Genomic DNA, 19778 nt, shown 5'->3' with positions numbered 1-19778 from the left:
GGAAAAGATCCTTTGAATCTCTCACGTGGATCAAAACTAGATCGACACGATGAGTGTCCCTGATGAGGTCAAGCCCGTAAATGCTGAATAGGGTCGTGTTCCTATAACCCTTTTGAGGGAGCGTATACTACCGCCAGCTCGGGTCTGACTTAAGCCCTCTCAACTAATCAGGCATTCTCTTCGCGGCTCCGCTCCTGGCGATCGTACGACGAATACCTCTCCATATCCGTGCTCCATAGCCAAGAGGCTGCCCCTTTTGAAAGGCGATACGGCCTGCGATACGGAGCTCCACCTCGGTCCCGAATCCTGCTTTGCTATAGATCTGGAATTCTGCGCCGAGAGAAGCAGCGCGTTCCCGCATGCCCGGGAGGCCCCAGTGATCCACGGTACGACCTGACTTAAGGACGGAGGGTTCGAGACCGCGGCCATCATCTCGCACCTGAAGCGTTATGGAGGTTTTGGAATAGACCAGCTCAGCCTCTACTTTCGAACCTTGTGAGTGCAGGAAACTATTGTTGATCGCCTCCCGCCCAATGTTGAATATCTCCTCGGACACTATCCGCCGTAGAGGTCGAGGCGTGCCATGTACTTGCAACACGAATGGAAGATTGGCGTTCCTTGCCATTTCATGCCCTGCCTCAGAGAGAGCTTCTGGCAAATCAACCGAGTTCGCCTCGGAACGAAGATCGCGCACCCGTTGACGGCCCTCGATGAGCATCTTCTCTGCGAGAACAAGGGTGTCTTCCAACGCGGCGCGGGTCGAATTTCCTTCTGGGTAATTCGTTGTGAGAACGCCGAACCTTAAGATGAGGCCATGCACCCCCTGCAAGAGAGTGTCATGCAACTCTCGCGCTATACGCTCTCGCTCCGCCATTCGATCCGCGGCCATGGTCTCGTGCAGAGAGAGAACCTGGCGAATTCTGAAGAGGTAGAGAAGATAGATCAATCCGCAAAAGACCACCGCGCAGGCGAGAAAAAAACCTCTCGTCTGATTGAATGCTGGCGAAATGTGGAAGGCCAGGGACGCCCCCGTGTCGTTCCAAATGCCGTCTCTATTAGAGGCGGTCACATGAAACACATAGTTCCCCGGGGCAAGGTTTGTGTAGAAAGCTTCTCTTCGCGTTCCTGCATCCTGCCATTCTGAATCGTTTCCATCGAGCCGGTACTTAAAATGGACATTCTCCGAAGAGGTTAGGGTCGGAGCGGTGTAGCTGATCTGTACGCTCTTGGTTCGTGGCGGAAAATCCAGCTTGGAGGTCGCTTCGAAAGACCTGTCACCGATGTTCACGGACTTTATAAGCACCGGCGGAGGAGGAGGATTGCTCCACGACTGCAAGGGATTGAGCCATGCGAGCCCATTCGACGAAACGAACCATAACCTGCCATCTGAGGCCTGAACCGAACTCGAACGCGGAGTCAAACCGGGGGGAGAACTATCGAGGTAGAGCGACTGATAGGTCACCGGTTGTTCCGAACTGCTAGGCGGTCTAGTGAGTTCGGAACTAGCAATACGGCCCACACCAGATCGATCCGTGATGAACAGATCCCCGGTTCGTGCGAAGACGAGGCCAAACACACCTCGCAGCTCTTTGCGGTCTGCCAGTTGTACTTGATTGAAGATTTGATTCCTGAAAAACGCTATGCCAGTATCCCCGCCAGCCCATAGAGTCCCTGCTTCTTCTGTCAGAGTCTTGATGTTTCCGAGTTCCAGGCCAGACGAATGCGTGAAGTCTCTCATTGCTTTCCCGCTGAATTCAACAATGAGGTCATCGGGATAGCCCAGCCAGATGGCTCCGACGCTATCGGTGAACGCACACAGTGCGGCGGTCTTCGATGAAATGAAGGGTGTCTTGATCTGGGTCCAGGTCCCGCCCGACAGACGAAAGATCCCTTCTCCATCTATAGAAACCCATAGTGCGCCTCCTTTGTCCATCGTCATGGCAAGTACGTTGTCGATCCCTCGCCGGCGATGGAAATCAGGAAGAGCAATCTGCTCTGATCGACCTACGATGGCCCGTGATAATCCATGTGGGGTGCTCAACCAAAGAGCCCCCTTTGGATCGCGATACATGGAACTGACGCTCCCACCAGCACCTATCCTATTCCCGGTCTTTCCATCAGCATCAATCGTGATCGCTGAACCGTGGAAGGTTGTGACGACGACTGACCCACGATCTCCAGGGGCCAATTCCAGATCGGTCGCGCCCGTGGGCAGTTTGACCGATACAAACTTGCTTGGAGTAAACCGGTCAATGCCGTTTTGCGTACCTATCCAAACATTCTTTTCCCGGTCCTCAAAGACACTAAAGATCTCGTTTCCACTCAGTCCGTCTCTACTCGAAAACTCCTCGACGCCACTGGTAGGCGGAACTCCATCGCTGTTTGACACGCGTGATGCGTCGGTGACCCGATAAAGTCCATCGCCCGTGTTTTCAACCCAAAGACCGCCCGACTGATCCACGAAATATCCGGGGGCATCATGTCCCACAACAGATCCGTTCAGATAGGGAGTGTACTCTGGCGTTTGATATCCCATGGTTTTGCGCCGATTTGAGCGCGTCATCCAAATGGTTCCACCATATCGATAGACAAAGCCGAACCCGGCAACTTGCGGCTCCGCTATCTTGAATTTCGAAGCGCCTCGCGGCAGATAGACAACATTCTGACTTGTAAGCACCCAGAGCGTTCCATCTTCATCGATCGCCACCTCCTGCGCCAAAGATTCGGCATAGCCGGAATCGTACCCCACTTTCCTCCAGCGCTCGTCTTCGAGACGAAATAGACCGCCTCTAGTTGCAGCCCACATTCGTCCATCTCTGTCTTCCGCGAAATGAAATACCTTGACGTTCGCCGCCAGGCCTTCCGCTTCAACGAAGTTGGTCAGGCGATCGTCCTTGAGCAGGCTCGCTCCTCCATGGGTATAACCGATCCAAAGACCCCCATCTTTTGCGACAAAGAGTGTCGAGATACTGATATCAAGGAGATGCTCACCGTGCGCGGTTTGAAACTTCTCAAACTGCACCCCATCAAAACGATAGAGGCCAATCGGCGATGCAATCCAAAGATACCCATCTGGAGTCTGCGCAAAACACGTTGCGATAGCCGGTGCTCCCTCCCTGGCACTCCAGGCAGTGTGCTGAAACTCGCTGATAGGGGGGTACTCGTCTGCCCGGCAGGTGATCGCTCCACCGCTCACAAGAAGCAGTCCGAAGATCACATGCAGGAAACGGCGCGATAACAACATACCCTAATTTACCCACATGGCGTCTGTTTCACCTATGAGAAGGCGGGAAGATAACTCGTTTCCGTCCATACACAAAACCATCAATGGAGTAGTAACCACCTCCAAGCATTGCGGCTGAAAGGCTCTGCGTCATGAAGATGGCGCTCAACACGATGTTTTCCTGCGGCGAACGAACCAGGAGAAGTGCCTGCACAACCAGCGCAAGGAATGCCGCCAGTTTTGTACCGCCCCCTGCACAAAGGGCGACAGCTACGGCTAAGCTGAAGAAAAATAATGGGCTTGACCTGACAAGAGACGAGCGCGAATCGCCTCCGGCGAACAACAGGACTGCCACGGACAATCGAAGCAAGACCAGGGCGATCCCTGGAATACCACTTGGATATGAGCTGCAGAGCCTTTGCACCTCTGTACAGTAAGGCCGAAGATCAAGAATGGCTACCCGCAGGAAGACCGTCATAGAGTAACCCTTATGAGGGGGTCCTTCCGAGAGGAATCGTGATATCTTGGCGGATGATTCAGCATCACTCCCAAAATCTTGGCTGGCTTCTCGCGAACTTTTCTCGCTGTATCTGCGGCTGAACTCTGCAGGAGGCGCTTTGTGAACAAATCCGATCGCATAAGGGTTCTCTGTGTCGACGATCATCCGCTCGTCAGGGATGGTATTGCTTTCGCGCTCCAGGCCGAGAGGGATATGGAGCTCGTAGGTGAGGCTACAAACGGGAGGGAGGCTGTCGCTAAATTCCGGCAACAGCGACCAGACGTTACGCTCATGGATTTGCAGATGCCGCAGATGAACGGTATTGAAGCGATTCTTGCCATCCGCAAAGAGTTCCCTCGCGCTCGCATCGTCGTCCTCACCACCTACTCTGGCGATGTGCAGGCGACGCGCGCTCTCGAGGCAGGCGCGGTGGGATACCTACTTAAGAGCATGCTCCGAACGGAACTCATCGACACGATACGTGGCGTCCACGCAGGACAGCGCAGAATCCCAAGGGAGATTGCCGATGAGATCGCCGAGCACATTGGTGCTGATGCCCTTTCGGCCCGTGAGACAGAAGTTCTCCGGGTCGTGGCTGCCGGGTGTTCTAACAAAATTGTCGCAGACAAGCTCGCTATCTCTGAGGAAACGGTAAAGGGTCACATCAAGAGCGTTCTGGCTAAGCTTTGTGCGAACGATAGAACTCACGCAGTGATGATTGCAATGAAGCGTGGATTTCTAGACGCGTGAAGTCAGCGCAGGATGCGTTCCGCTGACTCAGCTCTGGTTCCAGTAACAATGCCTGACTGATAGGTAAGTTCCTATGCCTCCACGGGCAGAGCATCGCTCACTGATTGTGTTATGTAGCTTGTCATCGCCTGACTGAGTTGTGAATCGATCTCGTCTGCAATCGTCATAACGCCAATGAGCGACACGCTGAAGTTGATGCTAGCCAGATTGTGCTGCAACGTATCAAAGATAGTTACTTGTAACATCCGCGAATCCTCCACCATCATCGCGGAAGTGTACTTCTGCTTGCGTCGTTCAAGCCCATGCTGCACAGCGGCTGCGGATACCAGCTCCTTGCTGCCAATCGGTTTAGAAGAGAGAAGGCGAGATACTACGTCGCGGAAAACCTGGGGTAGAGGGCCAGAACGTTGTTCGTAGCTCAACAATATTGACATCGCCTTCTCATCCGTCTGGATACGCTTGAACCATGCTTTTATTGCACTCTGGACCGAGCGTTCGAGAATTGCAGCAACGGTCTCGACCACACGTAGAGCAGGAGGCCCACTCGACAAGGCGGCAGCGGTTCACGTATCTCACGAGGTCTGTATAGGACTGCTGCAAGAACGGCTCCTTACTTTCCCCCATATAGAGGTGATAATGGATGCGATATTGAACACCTGCGCGTAGGGACCAAGCGAGTTATTGAGAGAGTTGTAGCGAATATTTCCATCGAGCGAGACTTCGACATAGTCCTGTTCGCGCCCGCGCCATTTCAGGATTCGCTGGAGCTGCAGGCAGAGACCACCTTTGACTTCGAGAACAATGTCGTATAGTTTGCGATCAGGATCGTCGGCTTTGTATGCGAACAGCTGACGCATCGCCGGCAGGATCAGCCCATAGGTCTTGCCACTTCCGATCGATCCGAACAATGCGATGCCGGTATAGAGACCCCAATCGAGAGACTGCAAACGAATCGCCAAGTTCTCATTCCCAATGAGTAACGAAGGAGGTTCGAGTCCTCCACCCCGCACCAATTTCTTCCACAAAAGGTGATCTACGTGGCGGTCCTAATATGTCCAATGGCTGCGCTACATTAACAATTCAGATGGTACAAAAGATCGGGCAGACCAATCCCGAAAAACAAAAATCAAAAGGAGATCGATGTTGTTACTGGACGGTGAGGTTGATCTGCACGTTATGTGTCACCAAGCCATTCATACCGGTAACGACCACCGTGTAGTTTCCGGCCGGAACAAGCGTCGCGCTTGGCGGCGGTGGCGTCGACTTGGAGCCGCCGCCGCATCCCATGATCATGGCAGGTACAAAGAGCAGCAGAGCCACCATCAGCATCGCCTTCCACGCGCGCTTCCGGACAGGAATGCCGATCAGCAGCACGAGAGCCAGTGCCCAGTTGCCCCCTGCGAGATAACGAGAGAGAGGGTTGACTCCATTCTTTGCGGTGTTTGCCGTGGCACCGCTTGTCGAGCTCGACGCCGGCGGGAAGGAACTCGTCAACTGCACGGTAGCCGTGCTCTGACCCGACGCGCTGAGCGTCACCGAGCCTGGCACTGAGCAGGTTGGCAGCACCGTATTGCCGGAGGGTCCGCCGGCGACCGAGCAGGTCAGGCTGACACTGCCGGTGTACGGGTTCGAGGTGGAAGAGGCTAGCAGGACCGCGGCAGAGGCTGGCGTGCCGGCCTGCACCACGACGCTCTGGTTCTGGGCAGTCAGCGTGAAATCCCCGGAGGGATTGCTATACGACAGGATGGAGCTCATCGAGCCGATATAGTTCTGGTCGCCCAGGTACTCGGCAAATACCGTCTGCGTGTTCGGATACGCATTCGTCGCCGTGTAGGTGCATGTTGCAGTTATCGTAGCCCCGCTTGTGGCAGGCGTGCCCACCCTGACGCACAGCTCCTCTTGGCTGCCGGCCGAGAGGAAGCCGAAGTATCCGGTCGGAGCCACAGACGCTCCCGTCGGTCCGGCGGTGGTGGCCACTACTGTTACGGGGGTGCCCGGCTGAATATCCTGCGGGTTCGTCGGCGAGGTAATGGCCAGCGTGGTGGTGGTGAGCATCTGCGGCGTGGTCGGCGCCACCACATCCACATAGTTTTTGATCGTGCTCGTCGAGCCTGCCCAGTTGCTGTCGCCAGAGTAGGTAGTGGTCAGGTTGTAGGTGCCCACGGGCAGTTGATCGTAAGTCGCAATACCGTAAGCAGCGCCCGAGGCGGCAAGCGGAGAGAGCTGAACCGTCTCCACCAGTGTCTGCGTCGAATTGCTCAGAGTGGTTACGACGCTGCCCGTTGGAGGCGCTCCGCCGCCGGTGGCGCCCGTGGGATACGAGCCCTGTACAAAGATGTATCCGTAAAAAGGGTAGCCCTGGGTGAAGTACGAGGCTGTGCTGGAATCCAGGTAGGTCGTGGTCGCACCTTTAGCAACACTAAAGGTAATCGGCGAAGCCGAAGAAGAAGCGCTAAAGCTCGCATCGCCGGAGTAGCTGACAGTAAAGCTGTGACTGCCGATGGCAAGAGCCGCGGAGGTGAAGAAAGCCGCCCCGGTGCTGTCAAGCGCTATCGTGGACAGCGGATTTCCGTTGTCCGTCACCGTGACCGTGCCGGTGGCAATACCGTCGCTCTGGCCTTTGGCAGCATTGACGCCAATCGGCTGGATGCTCAGCGAAATCGTCGTTCCGTACGGAATCGACGCCCCGCTTTGCACCGGCGTTACAGGACTGGTGCCGCCTACGTTGCTGACGATGCTGAGCGCGCTGTTCTCGGGAGTGACGGTGAGGGAAATTGGCGTAGAGGTGGCTCCGCCAAAGGTACCGTCGCCGGTGTATTGCCCGTAGAGGTTGTAGGTCCCGCCAGGCAGGTAGTTCACGGTGGTTGCGCCTGTTCCGGTGCTATTCAGCGGAATTGTAAGCTGGCTCTTGTTCGCGGTGAGCGGCGTGTCGGCTATTACAGCAACTACACCGGTTGGCGTCTCCGAGCCGGAGCTGGCGCCGACGTAAGCGGTCAGCGTCACTTTTTGTCCGTGGGCAATGCTTGTGGGGGTGGCGCTGAAGGTAAGCGTTGTCGGCGTGAAAGTGACTTTGTTCCAGTTCGTCACCAGGACGTCGGCATCCACACTGCCCAGTCCGCTGCCCATGTCGTAGCCGGCGGCGGCATACCAGTTCTGCAGAGAAAAGTTGCCCACAGTTGCATCCGCTGAGCAGTTGAAGTCGTATTGCTCAAAAGTCAGCGTTCCATCGCAGGGCTCGTTGTTCGACCCCACCGTCACATCGTGAAAGGCCGTGGGGACCTGCTTAGCCAGCGGATAGAGAACATAATCCGCTTGTCCCTGAGGTCCGTATTTCTGATTGACCAGCGCCATAATGGCGGCAAAGGCGGGTGTCGATGCGGAGGTTCCGCCGACGCCGCTGAAGGATACAGAGCCATCCGAGGGAATGCACTGCTGCGGCCCCGCGCAGATGGCGTAAAAGCTGTTATTTGCCCCATTGGAAGCAAAGAGCGCCACGTCGGGCAGGTCGCGAACCTGGTCATTTGGCACACCTGTGCCCGCCTGCCAGTCGGGTTTCGCGTATCCGCCAAGCTTCTGACAGTAACCAATCGCTGTCAGTGGATTCTGTCCGGCCAGAGGCCCGTTGGGATCTGCACAGGTGCTCTGTCCGCCGCCGCCCCCAATGACGTCCGGAAAATCGTAGCCGGAGGTATTCAGGCCATAGATGTTGTTGTTCCAGACCTGTTCTGGAAGCGGCTTGGTGAGCGAACCAAGGTTGTTGTCGTTTGTGCTGGCCCAGTACTGGCTGGCACTGGCTCCCCCGGTCGCATAGTCGCTGTAATAGAAATCCGTGCCACCCACGGCAACATTCCACGGCGTAGAAGCCAGACCATTGACCTGTAAACCATATTCGGCCATATAGCTGTTTGACGAATCGCAGCCCGCCGAGCCGGAATCACCCGTAGCGACCAGCACGGTCTGGCCCTGAGCTGCGGCCTGTTCCCAGGCGGCGTTGTAGAACGCCAACGTGGAAGCGCCGTAAGCAGCCTCGCAGCCTCCGAAGCTGAGGCTCAGCACCGGATCACGGTCGTCCTCTATGGCGCGCAGGATGGCGAGATCAAGTCCGTTGGCATAGTCGGTGTTTGCGGCAATGTAGAGGTCGATGGAGGCCTGCGGAGCAACGGCTCCGGCAAGCTCAACATCGAGGTAAGCCTCGCCCGAATCGCCGTTAATCCCAGGATCGTCCCCATCGATGATGGTCTGCGGAAGATTCGGCGTGCTGGAGCCGTCGAGGTTGTAGAGCTTGCGATAGGCGCTCACCTGGCCGATATCAATGTTGGAGTCGTTGAGAATGCCGATGCGCTGCCCCGCGCCGGTAATGCCTTCCATATACAGAGGCGTCAGGTCATATTGTGTGGCAAAGTCTTCCGGCGCTACTATGTAGTCGGTTCCGCCGTTGCCATTGGGCGTGGTCCACTGGGGAACGACCTTGTGCGTAGAGAGGTTCATTGTGGCGTTTCCCAGGGATTCCATCTCCGATTGGGGATGGAAGTCATTTAGCGCGCCGATGCCAGCAATGACTGGACTGAGCGCCTCCGGAATCTGTGGATTCGTCACGTTGGAGTGATGCAGTTGCCCGTTGACCAGGTAGGCGTGCAGCTCAGTGTGGAAGGCTTCCTTCACATTGCCCGCAGTTCCCGAGAACTCGATCGCCGACCGGCCTGCGCCGATCTTTTCAACCTGGAAGCCATGCGATTCCAGCCAGGTCATCACCGCGGCAATATCCGACTCCGCAGGCCCAAAGCGCTCGCCGAACTGGGCGGGGGTCAGCCACTTGTGGAAATTTGCGGATCCCTTAGTATGCGCGGAGACCAGATAGTTTCGCAGAGTAGCCTGTTGCTGCACTGGCCGCTTCAGCGTCAGCAACAGGCCGCCCGTCGGAGTCGACTCCGGCACAGCCCCCTGGTCATACTCCGCTTTGGCAAGAGGATGGACATTATTTTTCAGCGTAACCAGCTTGGAATCGCTGACCTGTTCCTTGACCATGGGAGCAGCCTGAGCATGCGCCTGAGCGGAAAACAGCGCCAGTGAGTTGCCCACCAAAAGCAACACAATCATCAGAGACAGGGAGAGTCTTCTCCCGACGGAGTATTCAGGCATGCGATTGAGCTCCTGTAACATCGATTAACATTTTGAAAACTTGGCAGCCCAAAGCTGCCGCTAGCGCTGTTGGGGGCAGTGAGAGAATTGCACCCGCTCGACCTTCGGCTTCGCCGTGACATCGGGAAGTAGCAGCGAACCTCTTATATCTTGAAGAAAACTTTCTATGAATTGTTTGTCAACGAAACTGATGTGAACAGTTGTTAATTTTCTCTAATCTTCTTTATATCCAACCACTTGACGGGATGGACGACTACAGGCAAAGTCGGTTCGCAGAGGGTAGATGGCGGAGACAGCAGGATGGTTGGAAAGCAAAGAGGACAGTCTGAGAGAGGTTGATTCGTACCTCTTCGATGGCTTTGAGGTGAAGGTTCGCCTCGGGCTGCTGCTGAAGGATGGTGAGAAAACCCGGATTCAGAGACTCCCCTTTCAAGCGCTTCTGGTCCTTCTGGAAGAACCTGGCCGGGTTGTTTCCCAGGAGACGCTTCAGGCTCGCCTCTGGAGCGATAAAACCTTTATGGACTTCGACAGCAGTCTCCGTGTTGCGATGCGGAAGCTGCGCGATGCCCTGCAGGACAGCGCATCCGATCCACACTACATCCGAACCATCGCCGGCCGCGGCTACCAATTCATCGGCCAGGTGACACCGGTCCGGCTGACGTCGGAAAAAGTATCCGTTAGGGTAGGTGTCGTCCCGTCCCGGCCTCTTTCTGCCAATCTCGATGTCCATTCCGTAGACACCACTCCCAAGCGTCGCTTCCCGGCAAGCCTGTGGACGCCGCGCCTCCGGCGCATATCGATCGGTGCCCTGATTCTGGCCGTACTGGCCATTGCCGCAAGCGTCTACTACCGGCGCTCGGCAGCAGCCTCTCTCGTCAGCGACCATGACAGCGTTATGGATGGCGGCTTTGCCAACGCATCGGGAGAAGCCGACTTCAGTGGTGTCCTGTCTCCAGCCTTTCAGGTCAAGCTGGAGGAATCACCCTATCTCCGCCTGATCGATGAGTCCGCTTTCCGGCGTCTGGTTCCCGATCTCTCATCCGCCAACCTCGAAGATGAGCTACGCGCCTGCTCGACGCTCAAAGGAAAGATTCTCCTGCGCGGCGAAGTCCAGAATCAGCAGCCCGGCTACCTTGTGCAGGTTAAAGTTTGGAAATGCGGCAGCGGCAGGCTGCTGGCCACACAGGAGAGCTACGCGCCAGCACAGGAAGACGTGCTGACCGCCCTGAATGCGGTCACGGAAAAACTCCGCCGTCAGCTTGGAGAGCCTGAACCCTCGCTCAGAAGATTCAATGTCCCTGTAGCCCAGGCTACGACCAGTTCTCTTGCGGCTCTCAAAGCATTCACCATCGGCGAGGAAAGCCGCCGCCGAGGCCAGATTAGTAACGCCATTCCCTATTACGAGCTGGCCATCAAGCTCGACCCTCAATTTGCCCTCGCCTACGGTCGTCTGGGCGCAATCTATATCGGCTTCGACAACCGCTCCCTAGGCGTGCAGTATTACAAAAAGGCCTTCGATCTGCGCGCGCGCACAACGGACCGTGAGCGACTCTACATCGCGGCCCACAACGACACCTACGTGACCGGTGACCTCCCAAGCTCCGTACGCACTTACCAGGTGTGGCTTTCCATCTATCCGCACGATCCCGTGCCCATGAACAACCTCGCAGTGGAGTACCTCGACATTGGCGAGCCGCAGAAGGCCTTGACGCTTGCCCTGGAGGCGACAAAATGGCAACCTGACTCTTCCATGTTTCAAGGCACTCTTGCTTGGGCTCATCTGGCTTTAGGCGACTATGGGACCTTGAGCCGGTTGTGCAACAGTTCTCCACAATCGGTCAGAGACTCTGAATTTTTCCGCCGCGTCTGTTTCGCCAATCTTCTGTCTATGAATCATGGTGTGCTTCCTCCCGATTTGCTTCGGCAGGCGAGTACAGAGCCCATCGATGACTGGCTCGTCGAAGAGCTGGCCTGCCGCTATGCCTATCGCGGCCAGCTACGAGAGAGCGCCCGATATTTTTCGCTTGCTGAGCATGCCAATAATTCTCTACGGGGTGTTAGCGTGCGTATCGATTGGGCCACTCTCGAAGCGGACCTTGGCCTTCCGCAGCAAGCGATCCACGACACTATGCAGGCCGTTGCGATGGCCCCCAACGATGCCTACCTGCAATCCGTTGCCTCGTTGGCCCTTGCCCGTGCTGGTGACACTGCGCACTCCGAAGCCTTAGCCCACAGATCTGCGTTGCAGAATTCATCCAACACGATTGTAAATTCCGTGATTCTCGCTTCTGCCAATGCCACGATTGCTCTCAAGCAACATAATCCGGATGAAGCCCTGCGCCGGCTGGCTGCAGCCCGCCCATACGATTTCTGCGCGGCAACCATACTTTCTCCGCCCTACTACCGCGGCCTTATTTATATGCAGAAGCATCAGTACGCGCAGGCTGCAAGTGAGTTCCAGCGGGTGCTTGAACATCGCATGCTTCGTCCGCAGTCTCCGTACATCAGCCTCGCTATGCTCGAGTTGGGAAGAACCCAGGCATTATCGGGAAACAGAGCCGAAGCCTCCCGGCAGTTTGCCGAGTTAGATGGTATATGGAAAGATGCGGATTCCGATTTCCCACCGATGCGACAGCTTCGCCTCTATGAGCACGAACTGTACTAGCTGTCTTCGTTGATTCAGAAATTCGGGGTTTACACATGATTGATGGTCTCTTTAGAAGCGGGCCCGTGCGGCGCATGGCCGACGCCAATCTCCTAACGGTAGAACTCCTCAACAACCACTTCGGCAAGCTCGGTCAACTTCAAACGGGTAGCGACGTACGCGGGTGGTTTGCCGATCTTGGCCGCAATCTGCTCCAAGCTGTACTTAGGCTCTTCCAGGTCGAGCAGCCGTTTGAAGCTCCGCGCCTCTTCGAGTGGATGCACGTCGCGGCGCTGGAGGTGGGTTCCATCCCGGATCGGGAGTTTCACTCGTGGATTTCGTGGACAACACGTTTCTGCCTGCATGCAGGCGGCGGCTCACTGGAGCCGGGCTCAAGTGCTATCGGGATACGTGGGAGTGTCACCTAAAACCACGAGCCGGAGGCTTACGGCTTCGGGATGTTCGTCCAATGCACATTCAGACGCTGCTCAATGCAGTCGAAGATGAGCACGGGACGAACCGCGCACATGGAACGTACAAGACGATTAAGGTGACGCTCAGCGCCATCTTCACCGAGGCCCGTAACCTGGGCGTGTACGACGGTGCAAACCCGACAACGGGCGTCAGGATCCCCAAGGGAAGAAAGCACGGCCGCAAGCGCCTTGCGTACAGCCTGGACGAGATCCTGAGGCATTTGGAGCTCTTTACGAGGGATCCTATCGTCGTTCCCCAACCACTACCTCGCAAGCGTAAGACAGCCCGTATCACTCGTAGGAGAACGGGGATCAAGGCGGAAGTTCATGTCGCTGGAATCAGTGCGGATCAAATGCGCGCGATTATCGGCGTCACCGCCTTTGCCGCCCTTCGTAAGGGTGAAATACGGGGATTGTGGTGGGAGGACGATAATGGCAAAGCATTAGCCATCTGTCGTAGCGTATGGAACACCACGCTGAAGAGCACCAAAACTGATGAGGACGTGGATGAACCGGGGTTGGTCCCGATCATTCGGCCTCTTCGCCTGTTGCTCGATGCGATTCGACCGAAGACGGCGGCGGGATTCATGTTCCCCAACCGTAGCGGCGGAGCGCTCGATCTGGACAACATCGCCGATCGCATCCTCAAGCCAGTGTTTGAAGCGAACGGCATGCAATGGAAGGGCTGGCAGGCGTACCGTCGCGGCCTCGCGACCAACCTCAAGGAGTTGGGTGTGGAAGACACCACGATCCAATGCATTCTGAGGCACGAGGACGTGAGTACGACCCAGCGCTTCTACATCAAAACTGCGCCACGAGTGGCGCAGGAGGCGATGCGTATATTGGAAGAAAAAATAGCTTGTACAGCAGTTGTACAGCAGATGGCGGTCAACTGAAGGCTAAGTCTTTGAAAAGATGGAGCCGACGAACGGACTTGAACCGTTGACCTGCTGATTACGAATCAGCTGCTCTACCAACTGAGCTACGTCGGCCTGCTCTGGATGCGGAGTGCAACACAAAGGTGTGTGATGCGCTTTGCGTCTGGCTTGCTCCTCTGTCATTCTATCGACAATCGCCGCAGACGCAAAATCGCCTTTGCCTTTGCTTTTCTTTCTGTCATTCCCGGAGGGAATCTGCTTCGGTGTATCCACAGGTTTACTGCATCGGCACAAACTTCCCTGCACATGGATCGGGCTGGTCACCCACCGATTCGATACCCTTTGCCCCATCCCCAATCAGCTTTACCGTCTTGTTCGCGCTCTCTCGCAGGGGAAGATTCGTCCCCGGCGACTGAACCGTCAGGTCGTCGTAGAACAGATGCACCTGGCTTGGTTTAATTCCTTTGATAATCACGTTCTTCAGCATCACCTGAGTCCTGTGGTCGTCGTTCAACCCTGCAATCAGCACATCCCCCGGCGTCTCCGAGTAGATGTCCTGAAGCGTAATCCCCTTGTAATCGGGAATCTTGTCACCGATATACTTCGGGTCTTCAAATGGCTCGACCGTCTGGTTGGTGTAGTAGGGCGAGATCGCAATGGGAATCGGCACATCCTTCATACAGATGCCTTTATAGATAAGGTCGTGGACCGGCCCCCCGCGCTTCACATTGCTCTTAATGCGGATGCCGCTCGAGGTGTGGTCCTCCACCAGGTCATGCACCACCAGGTCGCTCTGCCCCAGCATCGTCTCCGACCCGATCGACATCCCGTGGCCGTTATAGAAATGGTCGTGGACGACGCTCATATGCGAGACGCCCTGCTTGATCGCAATATTGTCGTCCCCGTTATCGATCCAGCTATAGGCAACCGTAACGTTCTGCGACGTTCCCGGGTCGATGCCATCGGTGTTGCGCGCGTCCAGAGATTTATCCACCGGCGTCTGCAGGTGCACGCTCCACGCCGTGAATCCGTTCGTATTGTTCACGCCGACGTGGAAGTTCGGCGAGTTGTGCAGCGTGATCTTGTAGAGCACCAGCCCATCGGCATGGTTGGCTGAGATCAACCGCGTTGAGTAGTACAGATCGTCGTTCGGCTGCGCCTTGCGCGCCATCTGCCACCAGCTATAGTCGTGACCGTCCAACTTTGCATAACCTCGGCCGTCGATCGTGCCTTCCCCCATGATCCCAACGTTTTTCACATCGTTGATGGCGATGAGGGGCCGGCAACCTCCGCGCGGGCGGGCTCCAGCGTTGACCGAAAACGTCGGAAAGGTCGTTGGCCGAGGCGTCGAGGTGCCACACTTGATCGGGGCTATCGGATCTCCGGGCTTCGCATCGGGATTGGGAATCTCGTAATCCCTGGGGTCTCGCGAGCCATAAAGCGTCACCCCCTTATCGATCAACAACGTCACGCCATCACGCATCTCGAGGGGACCGGTGAGGAACACGTCGTATCGAACAGGCTTTGCGACAGGAGTGCCTGTCGCCTCTGGACCGAAGCCAGAGGTCAGCTCTACCGCCTGCCCCGGCGCGCATCCGTTCAATGCCTTTTGAATCCGCTCCGTGTCGAGCTTTTGTTCGTCTTCTTCGGAGATGCGCCCACCGTTGGTATCCGGCTCCGCATAGAGCCGCGCCTCCAGCTTCGTACATACCGGTGGGATCTTCGGCTCCATCAGCGGCCGTGTGTCCTGTGCGCCCGCCACCGTACACACGCCAGCAGCCAGCACCAAGCCACACACCACAACCGTCTCTCTCCCTATCCGATACATTCCCAACCCTCCGCAAGATCGCCCTGCCACACTAGCACAAACCTGTCTGACAAGTGAACTCTTGGAGAGGACATCAGGTTCATAAGAGCTATGCAACTATGAGCACCCAAAATCTTCAACGCAGAGTGCGGATGGCTTCACCACAGATGCCGTCGCGACCTCTGCGAAACCTCCGCAGATGCAAAGCGGGTCACAAATGCTTGTGTCGCGCTTTGCGTCAAAACCACCGCGCCCTCTGCGTTAAAGATTTTGCCGTTGCCTGTTCTTCGCTTACACCCCAATTTCGTCCCACTTTTTCCACAAATCAAAAGGGCCGCCCGGCAACAGGGCGACCCTTTTCTATGGGAGGCAGTTCCAACAGAGGCAAAGCTATCGGAACTCTCTGGTGCAAGAGTATGGTTGGCCTCGGGTGCTGTCAAGAAAGTTTTGGGATAAATATCAATTTCAATGTTTTCAATGGTTTATCGAAAACAACGCCGGGGAACTCCGGTTTTTACCCGGGTTTCACCGGGTACCTTCCTGCGGCACCCGTAGCTGATAGGAGTCAAATTTAATCTCTCAGGACTGCGGCGATCCGAATTTTGGGGCCTTATTTTGCGGATCGAGGTGCAGACTCAGGAACTCTGGCTCACTGGCCGCCGATTTGCCGCGCATCACCCGGATCGCAGCCCGTCCCCCGCCCAGAAACAGCCCCAGCAGCACCGCAGCCAGCATCATCACACCCGAGAGTATCGTGATGCTCTCGAGCAGGCTGAAGGTCTTCTGCACCTCGGTGTGGAAGACCGGCTGCACGTCTTTGTCGAAGCTAAGCTCCTGGCGCATGTGGATGTTCTCGATCATCCGCTGTGCTTCGTCGGGTGAGAAGCTACCCGAAGCCAGCATCACCAGATCGCCCTCACGTCGCACCTTTGCATTGGCAAAGCTCGGGCCCATCGAGGCAATTCCATTCTGGATCGCCTTGGTGAAGCTGCCCGCAATCGCCGGCGTGGGATACAGCAGCAGCGTGAGCGTTTCCTTGCCGCGCCTGTCGGCAAACTGCGCTGTCACGGCCTCGGCACTCTTGTCCCAGCCCAGCGACTGGGCCGGAAGCACACCACCTTCAGCCGCATAGCTCGAAGCTCCTATCGCGTAGCGCACGCTGCCTTCGACCAACCCTTTCGTAGGAACGAATGTGGGCAGGAGCGGAGCGACACCCTTGGGGCCGCTTACCTTCGGCATCACTTCAGACAGTGGCTTGAGCGATGCAACGTCCGCGCCGGTTGCCGGGTAAGCCAGCACCAGTGACGTGCCTACGGTAAACAGCACGGCTCCATCGCCTACTGCGTCGACCGAGCCAAGCTCTTTGCCAGTACGCATGTCCGTCCGCTGAACCAGCGTGAACGCGCTATAGGCCCCGGTTCTGTCGTTGAACTGGATGGCCTCCACATGAATACTGCGGCCATTGTGTGTGTAATCCGCGACCTGCGAGCGCTGTGGCCCGGACTCTTCAAGGGCCGCCTTATTCACTGTGGTCAATGAAATTGATGGGGTTTCCGTTGCAGGAGAGGCGGCTCCTGCCTTCCACTCTCCGAAACTTTGCGGCAGCAGAGGAGACGCTGGCTCGGTAATCGTGGTCGCCGACTGAGCCAGCGCACCTATCGCAAAACCTGCCAGCATAATGCCCGCAAACACCCCGCGCCGATGAACGAAAACCAGTCCCATACAGGGCACAGACTACACCAACTCGAAAACGTAAGCACGTCCCGGCCTAACGTTGCGCCCGTTCCGTCGTCTTTGGAGCGCCCGCTTTGCTGCCATTAATACCAGCCGCATAGCGCGCAACACCGTTGTATAGGCTCTCCGCCACGCGCTGCCGGTACTGTGGCCGCTGCAGCTGCTCGGCGTCGGTCGGATTGGTGACGAAGCTGATCTCCGCCAGGATCGACGGCATATTCGCACCGATCAGCACCACAAACGGCGCTTTCTTCACGCCGCGATTCTTCAGCCCGTCGTTGCCCTTCGCCAGACCGGCGTAAAGGCCTGCATCAACGTCGGTGGCCAACTCGTGCGACTCGTCAATCTTGTCCTTAAGCGCAATCTTCTTCACCAGGTCGCTCAATTCATGCACGCTCTGGGTCGAGACAGCGTTCTCGCGGCTCGCCACACGCATCGCGTCGGGGTCGCTGGTGAAGTTCAGGTAGTACACCTCGACGCCACGAGCGGTTGAGTCCTGCGAACTGTTGGCGTGCACCGAGATAAAAAGGTCCGCCTGTGCCTTGTTTGCAATCGCCGTCCGCGTCTCCAGCGGGATGAAGGTATCGTCGGCGCGCGTGTAGACGATCTCGGCTCCGAGCCGGTCATGCAGCAGCTTGCCGAGCCGCAAGGCCACATCGAGCACAACGTCTTTCTCTTCAATGCCACCGACGCCGAGCGTGCCGGAATCGTGACCACCGTGCCCGGCGTCAATCACGATGCGACCAATCTTTAGTCCCAGCGCCCGCACCAGCGTCTCGCCGTCTGCGGTCGGCGGCGGAGCCTCTACTGGGGCTGCACTCACAGGCGGTTTGCTCTTCGGCGGAGTGCGATCGACGATCGGCTGAGAAGTGGGTCTGCTCGTCGCCACAACCTTGCCCGGCTGATCGCTGACTGCAGCAAACTCGACTCCCGTATCGCTGGAATGCGTCGTTACCGTATTCGGAACAGGATTGGCCGTCGTGGGCTTGGTCGGAATCACGACACGCGGCTGTGCAACGGTGGAGTTGCCTGCCGTCTTCCGCGAAGACAGCCCAAACGCCGAACTACCATCGGTCACAGGCATCGGCGGCAGCCCCGAAACCTCCGTGACACCATTCGACCCACTCGAAACTGTCGATGGAGCCGGCGCAACGGGTGCAACCGGCGCTAGGCTGGCTGATCTTTGTTGTCTGTTACCTGTGATCTCATCACTGTTTCCTGTTTGCTGTTTGCTGTTTGCTGGCGGGGCAACATTTCCCTGCTCCTTAATGACCCCAGCTCCAATGACCCCAGCTCCTTGCTCCTTAGAATTTCCAACTCCCTGCTTTCCATGGATATCGATGATCAGCCGATACGGGTTCGGCAACAGGAATGCCGAGTACTCTGCAACCTCATGCACATCCAGCACCACCCGCGTAACGTCATTGGAAAACTGCGCGGCGCGAATACGGGTAAGGAAACCGTCGTCGGTAACGGCGAAACTCTTGCCTGCCAGTTCGGACGCAAGATGCGAGTTGTGCAGATCGAAGAAGATGCGGTCAGGGTTCTCTACCCGCGCTGCCTGGTACTCGACCTCATCGCCAAGGTCGATCGCAACGCGCGTGTAGGTTGAAGTCGACCAGTGGCGAATGCCCGTAACCTGCGCTACGTGCTTGCTCCCAGACAGGCTTACCGGTTTCACAACAGGAGTTTCCGCACGAATCGTCTCGACGTCTGCAGATAAAACCGAGCGCCCCGTCTTCGTAGTGGCACTATCACCGCTAAAGCGAGTATCGGAAGTACCAGAACCTGTGGAGACCGTTCTCTGCTCGTTCAAGCGAGTCGTCCGATCGTTGCCGGCCGTCGACGCGGGGCGATCTATGCTGGCGACGGTCTCATCGCCGCCAGGGTGAGAACTCCTGGCCTCTTCACTCTTAGCAAATCTCGGATACTGACTCTCCAGCTCCGCTCGCACCTTGCGGGCCTCGGCGGCATCGTTTACGCCATCCGGACCGAGCAGTTCCAGCGCATGTCCCAACGCAGACGGGGCCAGCGACCCACCTGTCGAACTTGGATATGCCTTGGCCAGAAACTCATATTGACCGGCGGCATCGCGAAGGCTCTTGCGATCGCCCAGTTCGTGTCCCTGCTCGGCGAGCAGTTCAGCTACCTGCTCGACAGCCTTCGCTGCGTGGGTATTGGCTGGGTCGCCATGATAGATCGCACGAAAGCCATCCATGACGTTGGCATACTCCGCCTTGGTATGGGTGCCCGAGGGCTCAGCCTCAAAGGCCTGCCGCGCTGCAAGTGCCGACTGCCATGGATCCGACTTCGCTCGCGCTGTAACCGCGGCAGAACTCAGACCAGCAAAGCAAACGCATGTGATCGCAGCCACGCATACCGCGCAACGTCCCTGCACAACCCACCTTTGGGAAAGAGCGCCCATATCTACCTTCAGTGTAGGTTTGCGGCGGCACTCTTCAGGCTGTGAATCCCGCAAGGGTACTCAGGCGAATACCCTGCGGATGGAATATCGGGCGACAATCCGGGTGCCCCATCTTCGGCGCAGTTTCATCGCGCCTAAGGTGGGGATCGTTTGCGGTAGCAAACGACCGCTCTCCTCCATTGAGCCATATTGCTTAGCAGAACGGA

11 protein-coding genes and 2 tRNA genes are annotated in these 19778 nt (G+C 56.9%); 5 read left to right on the top strand and 8 right to left on the bottom strand.

The features are described 5' to 3' along the window. Window positions 1-163: 163 nt before the first annotated feature. Window positions 164-3244, bottom strand: coding sequence for a sensor histidine kinase (locus tag GSQ91_RS05340; protein ID WP_158820226.1), 3081 nt, complete (start codon window positions 3242-3244; stop codon window positions 164-166). 598 nt (window positions 3245-3842) lie between these two features. Between GSQ91_RS05340 and GSQ91_RS05335 the strand changes: the two genes are divergently transcribed. Continuing rightward, the gene (locus GSQ91_RS05335) at window positions 3843-4472 is read left to right on the top strand and encodes a response regulator transcription factor (RefSeq protein ID WP_158820225.1); all 630 of its coding nucleotides are present in this window, start codon (window positions 3843-3845) and stop codon (window positions 4470-4472) included. A gap of 71 nt (window positions 4473-4543) precedes the next feature. Here the strand turns inward: GSQ91_RS05335 and GSQ91_RS05330 are convergent, their stop codons facing one another. After that, window positions 4544-4996: a hypothetical protein gene (locus GSQ91_RS05330; RefSeq protein WP_158820224.1), complete on the bottom strand. Its 453-nt coding sequence runs from the start codon at window positions 4994-4996 to the stop codon at window positions 4544-4546. A gap of 48 nt (window positions 4997-5044) precedes the next feature. Then, a complete protein-coding gene (locus tag GSQ91_RS05325; protein WP_158820223.1) occupies window positions 5045-5431 on the bottom strand; it encodes a hypothetical protein in 387 nt (128 codons plus the stop codon). Here GSQ91_RS05325 and GSQ91_RS05320 point away from each other — a divergent pair. Beyond that, a tRNA-Ser gene (locus GSQ91_RS05320) sits at window positions 5382-5484 on the top strand. The genes GSQ91_RS05325 and GSQ91_RS05320 overlap by 50 nt on opposite strands. Window positions 5485-5618: 134 nt before the next feature. Here the strand turns inward: GSQ91_RS05320 and GSQ91_RS05315 are convergent. Continuing rightward, window positions 5619-9611 carry an Ig-like domain repeat protein gene (locus GSQ91_RS05315; protein WP_158820222.1) on the bottom strand — a complete coding sequence of 1331 codons (3993 nt, stop codon included), beginning with the start codon at window positions 9609-9611 and terminating at the stop codon, window positions 5619-5621. A gap of 283 nt (window positions 9612-9894) precedes the next feature. On the opposite strand from GSQ91_RS05315, the gene GSQ91_RS05310 reads away from it, so the two are divergent. From GSQ91_RS05310 to GSQ91_RS05300, 3 genes are read left to right on the top strand one after another with little or no spacing between them, the layout of a single operon-like run. After that, on the top strand, window positions 9895-12276 hold the full coding sequence (locus GSQ91_RS05310) for a winged helix-turn-helix domain-containing protein (RefSeq protein ID WP_158820221.1): 2382 nt from the start codon (window positions 9895-9897) through the stop codon (window positions 12274-12276). Window positions 12277-12311: 35 nt separating this feature from the next. Continuing rightward, window positions 12312-12683 (top strand): hypothetical protein, encoded by a 372-nt coding sequence (locus tag GSQ91_RS05305; protein WP_158820220.1) that lies wholly within the window; start codon window positions 12312-12314, stop codon window positions 12681-12683. Window positions 12684-12724: 41 nt separating this feature from the next. Beyond that, on the top strand, window positions 12725-13624 hold the full coding sequence (locus GSQ91_RS05300; protein ID WP_158820219.1) for a site-specific integrase: 900 nt from the start codon (window positions 12725-12727) through the stop codon (window positions 13622-13624). Window positions 13625-13644: 20 nt separating this feature from the next. Here GSQ91_RS05300 and GSQ91_RS05295 read toward each other — a convergent pair. From GSQ91_RS05295 to GSQ91_RS05280, 4 genes are all read right to left on the bottom strand, one after another. After that, a tRNA-Thr gene (locus GSQ91_RS05295) sits at window positions 13645-13720 on the bottom strand. 163 nt (window positions 13721-13883) lie between these two features. Further along, window positions 13884-15434, bottom strand: coding sequence for a glycoside hydrolase family 28 protein (locus tag GSQ91_RS05290; RefSeq protein ID WP_158820218.1), 1551 nt, complete (start codon window positions 15432-15434; stop codon window positions 13884-13886). 558 nt (window positions 15435-15992) lie between these two features. Next, entirely contained in the window at window positions 15993-17135 is a 1143-nt protein-coding gene (locus tag GSQ91_RS05285; protein WP_158820217.1) for a DUF6599 family protein, read from the bottom strand. Between the two features lie 46 nt (window positions 17136-17181). After that, window positions 17182-19572 carry an N-acetylmuramoyl-L-alanine amidase gene (locus GSQ91_RS05280; protein ID WP_158820216.1) on the bottom strand — a complete coding sequence of 797 codons (2391 nt, stop codon included), beginning with the start codon at window positions 19570-19572 and terminating at the stop codon, window positions 17182-17184. Window positions 19573-19778 lie beyond the last annotated feature (206 nt).

Origin of the sequence: Granulicella sp. S156 (genome assembly GCF_009766105.1) — a bacterium.
GTDB lineage: Bacteria > Acidobacteriota > Terriglobia > Terriglobales > Acidobacteriaceae > Granulicella.
This window is presented reverse-complemented; position numbering and strand designations above follow the sequence as displayed.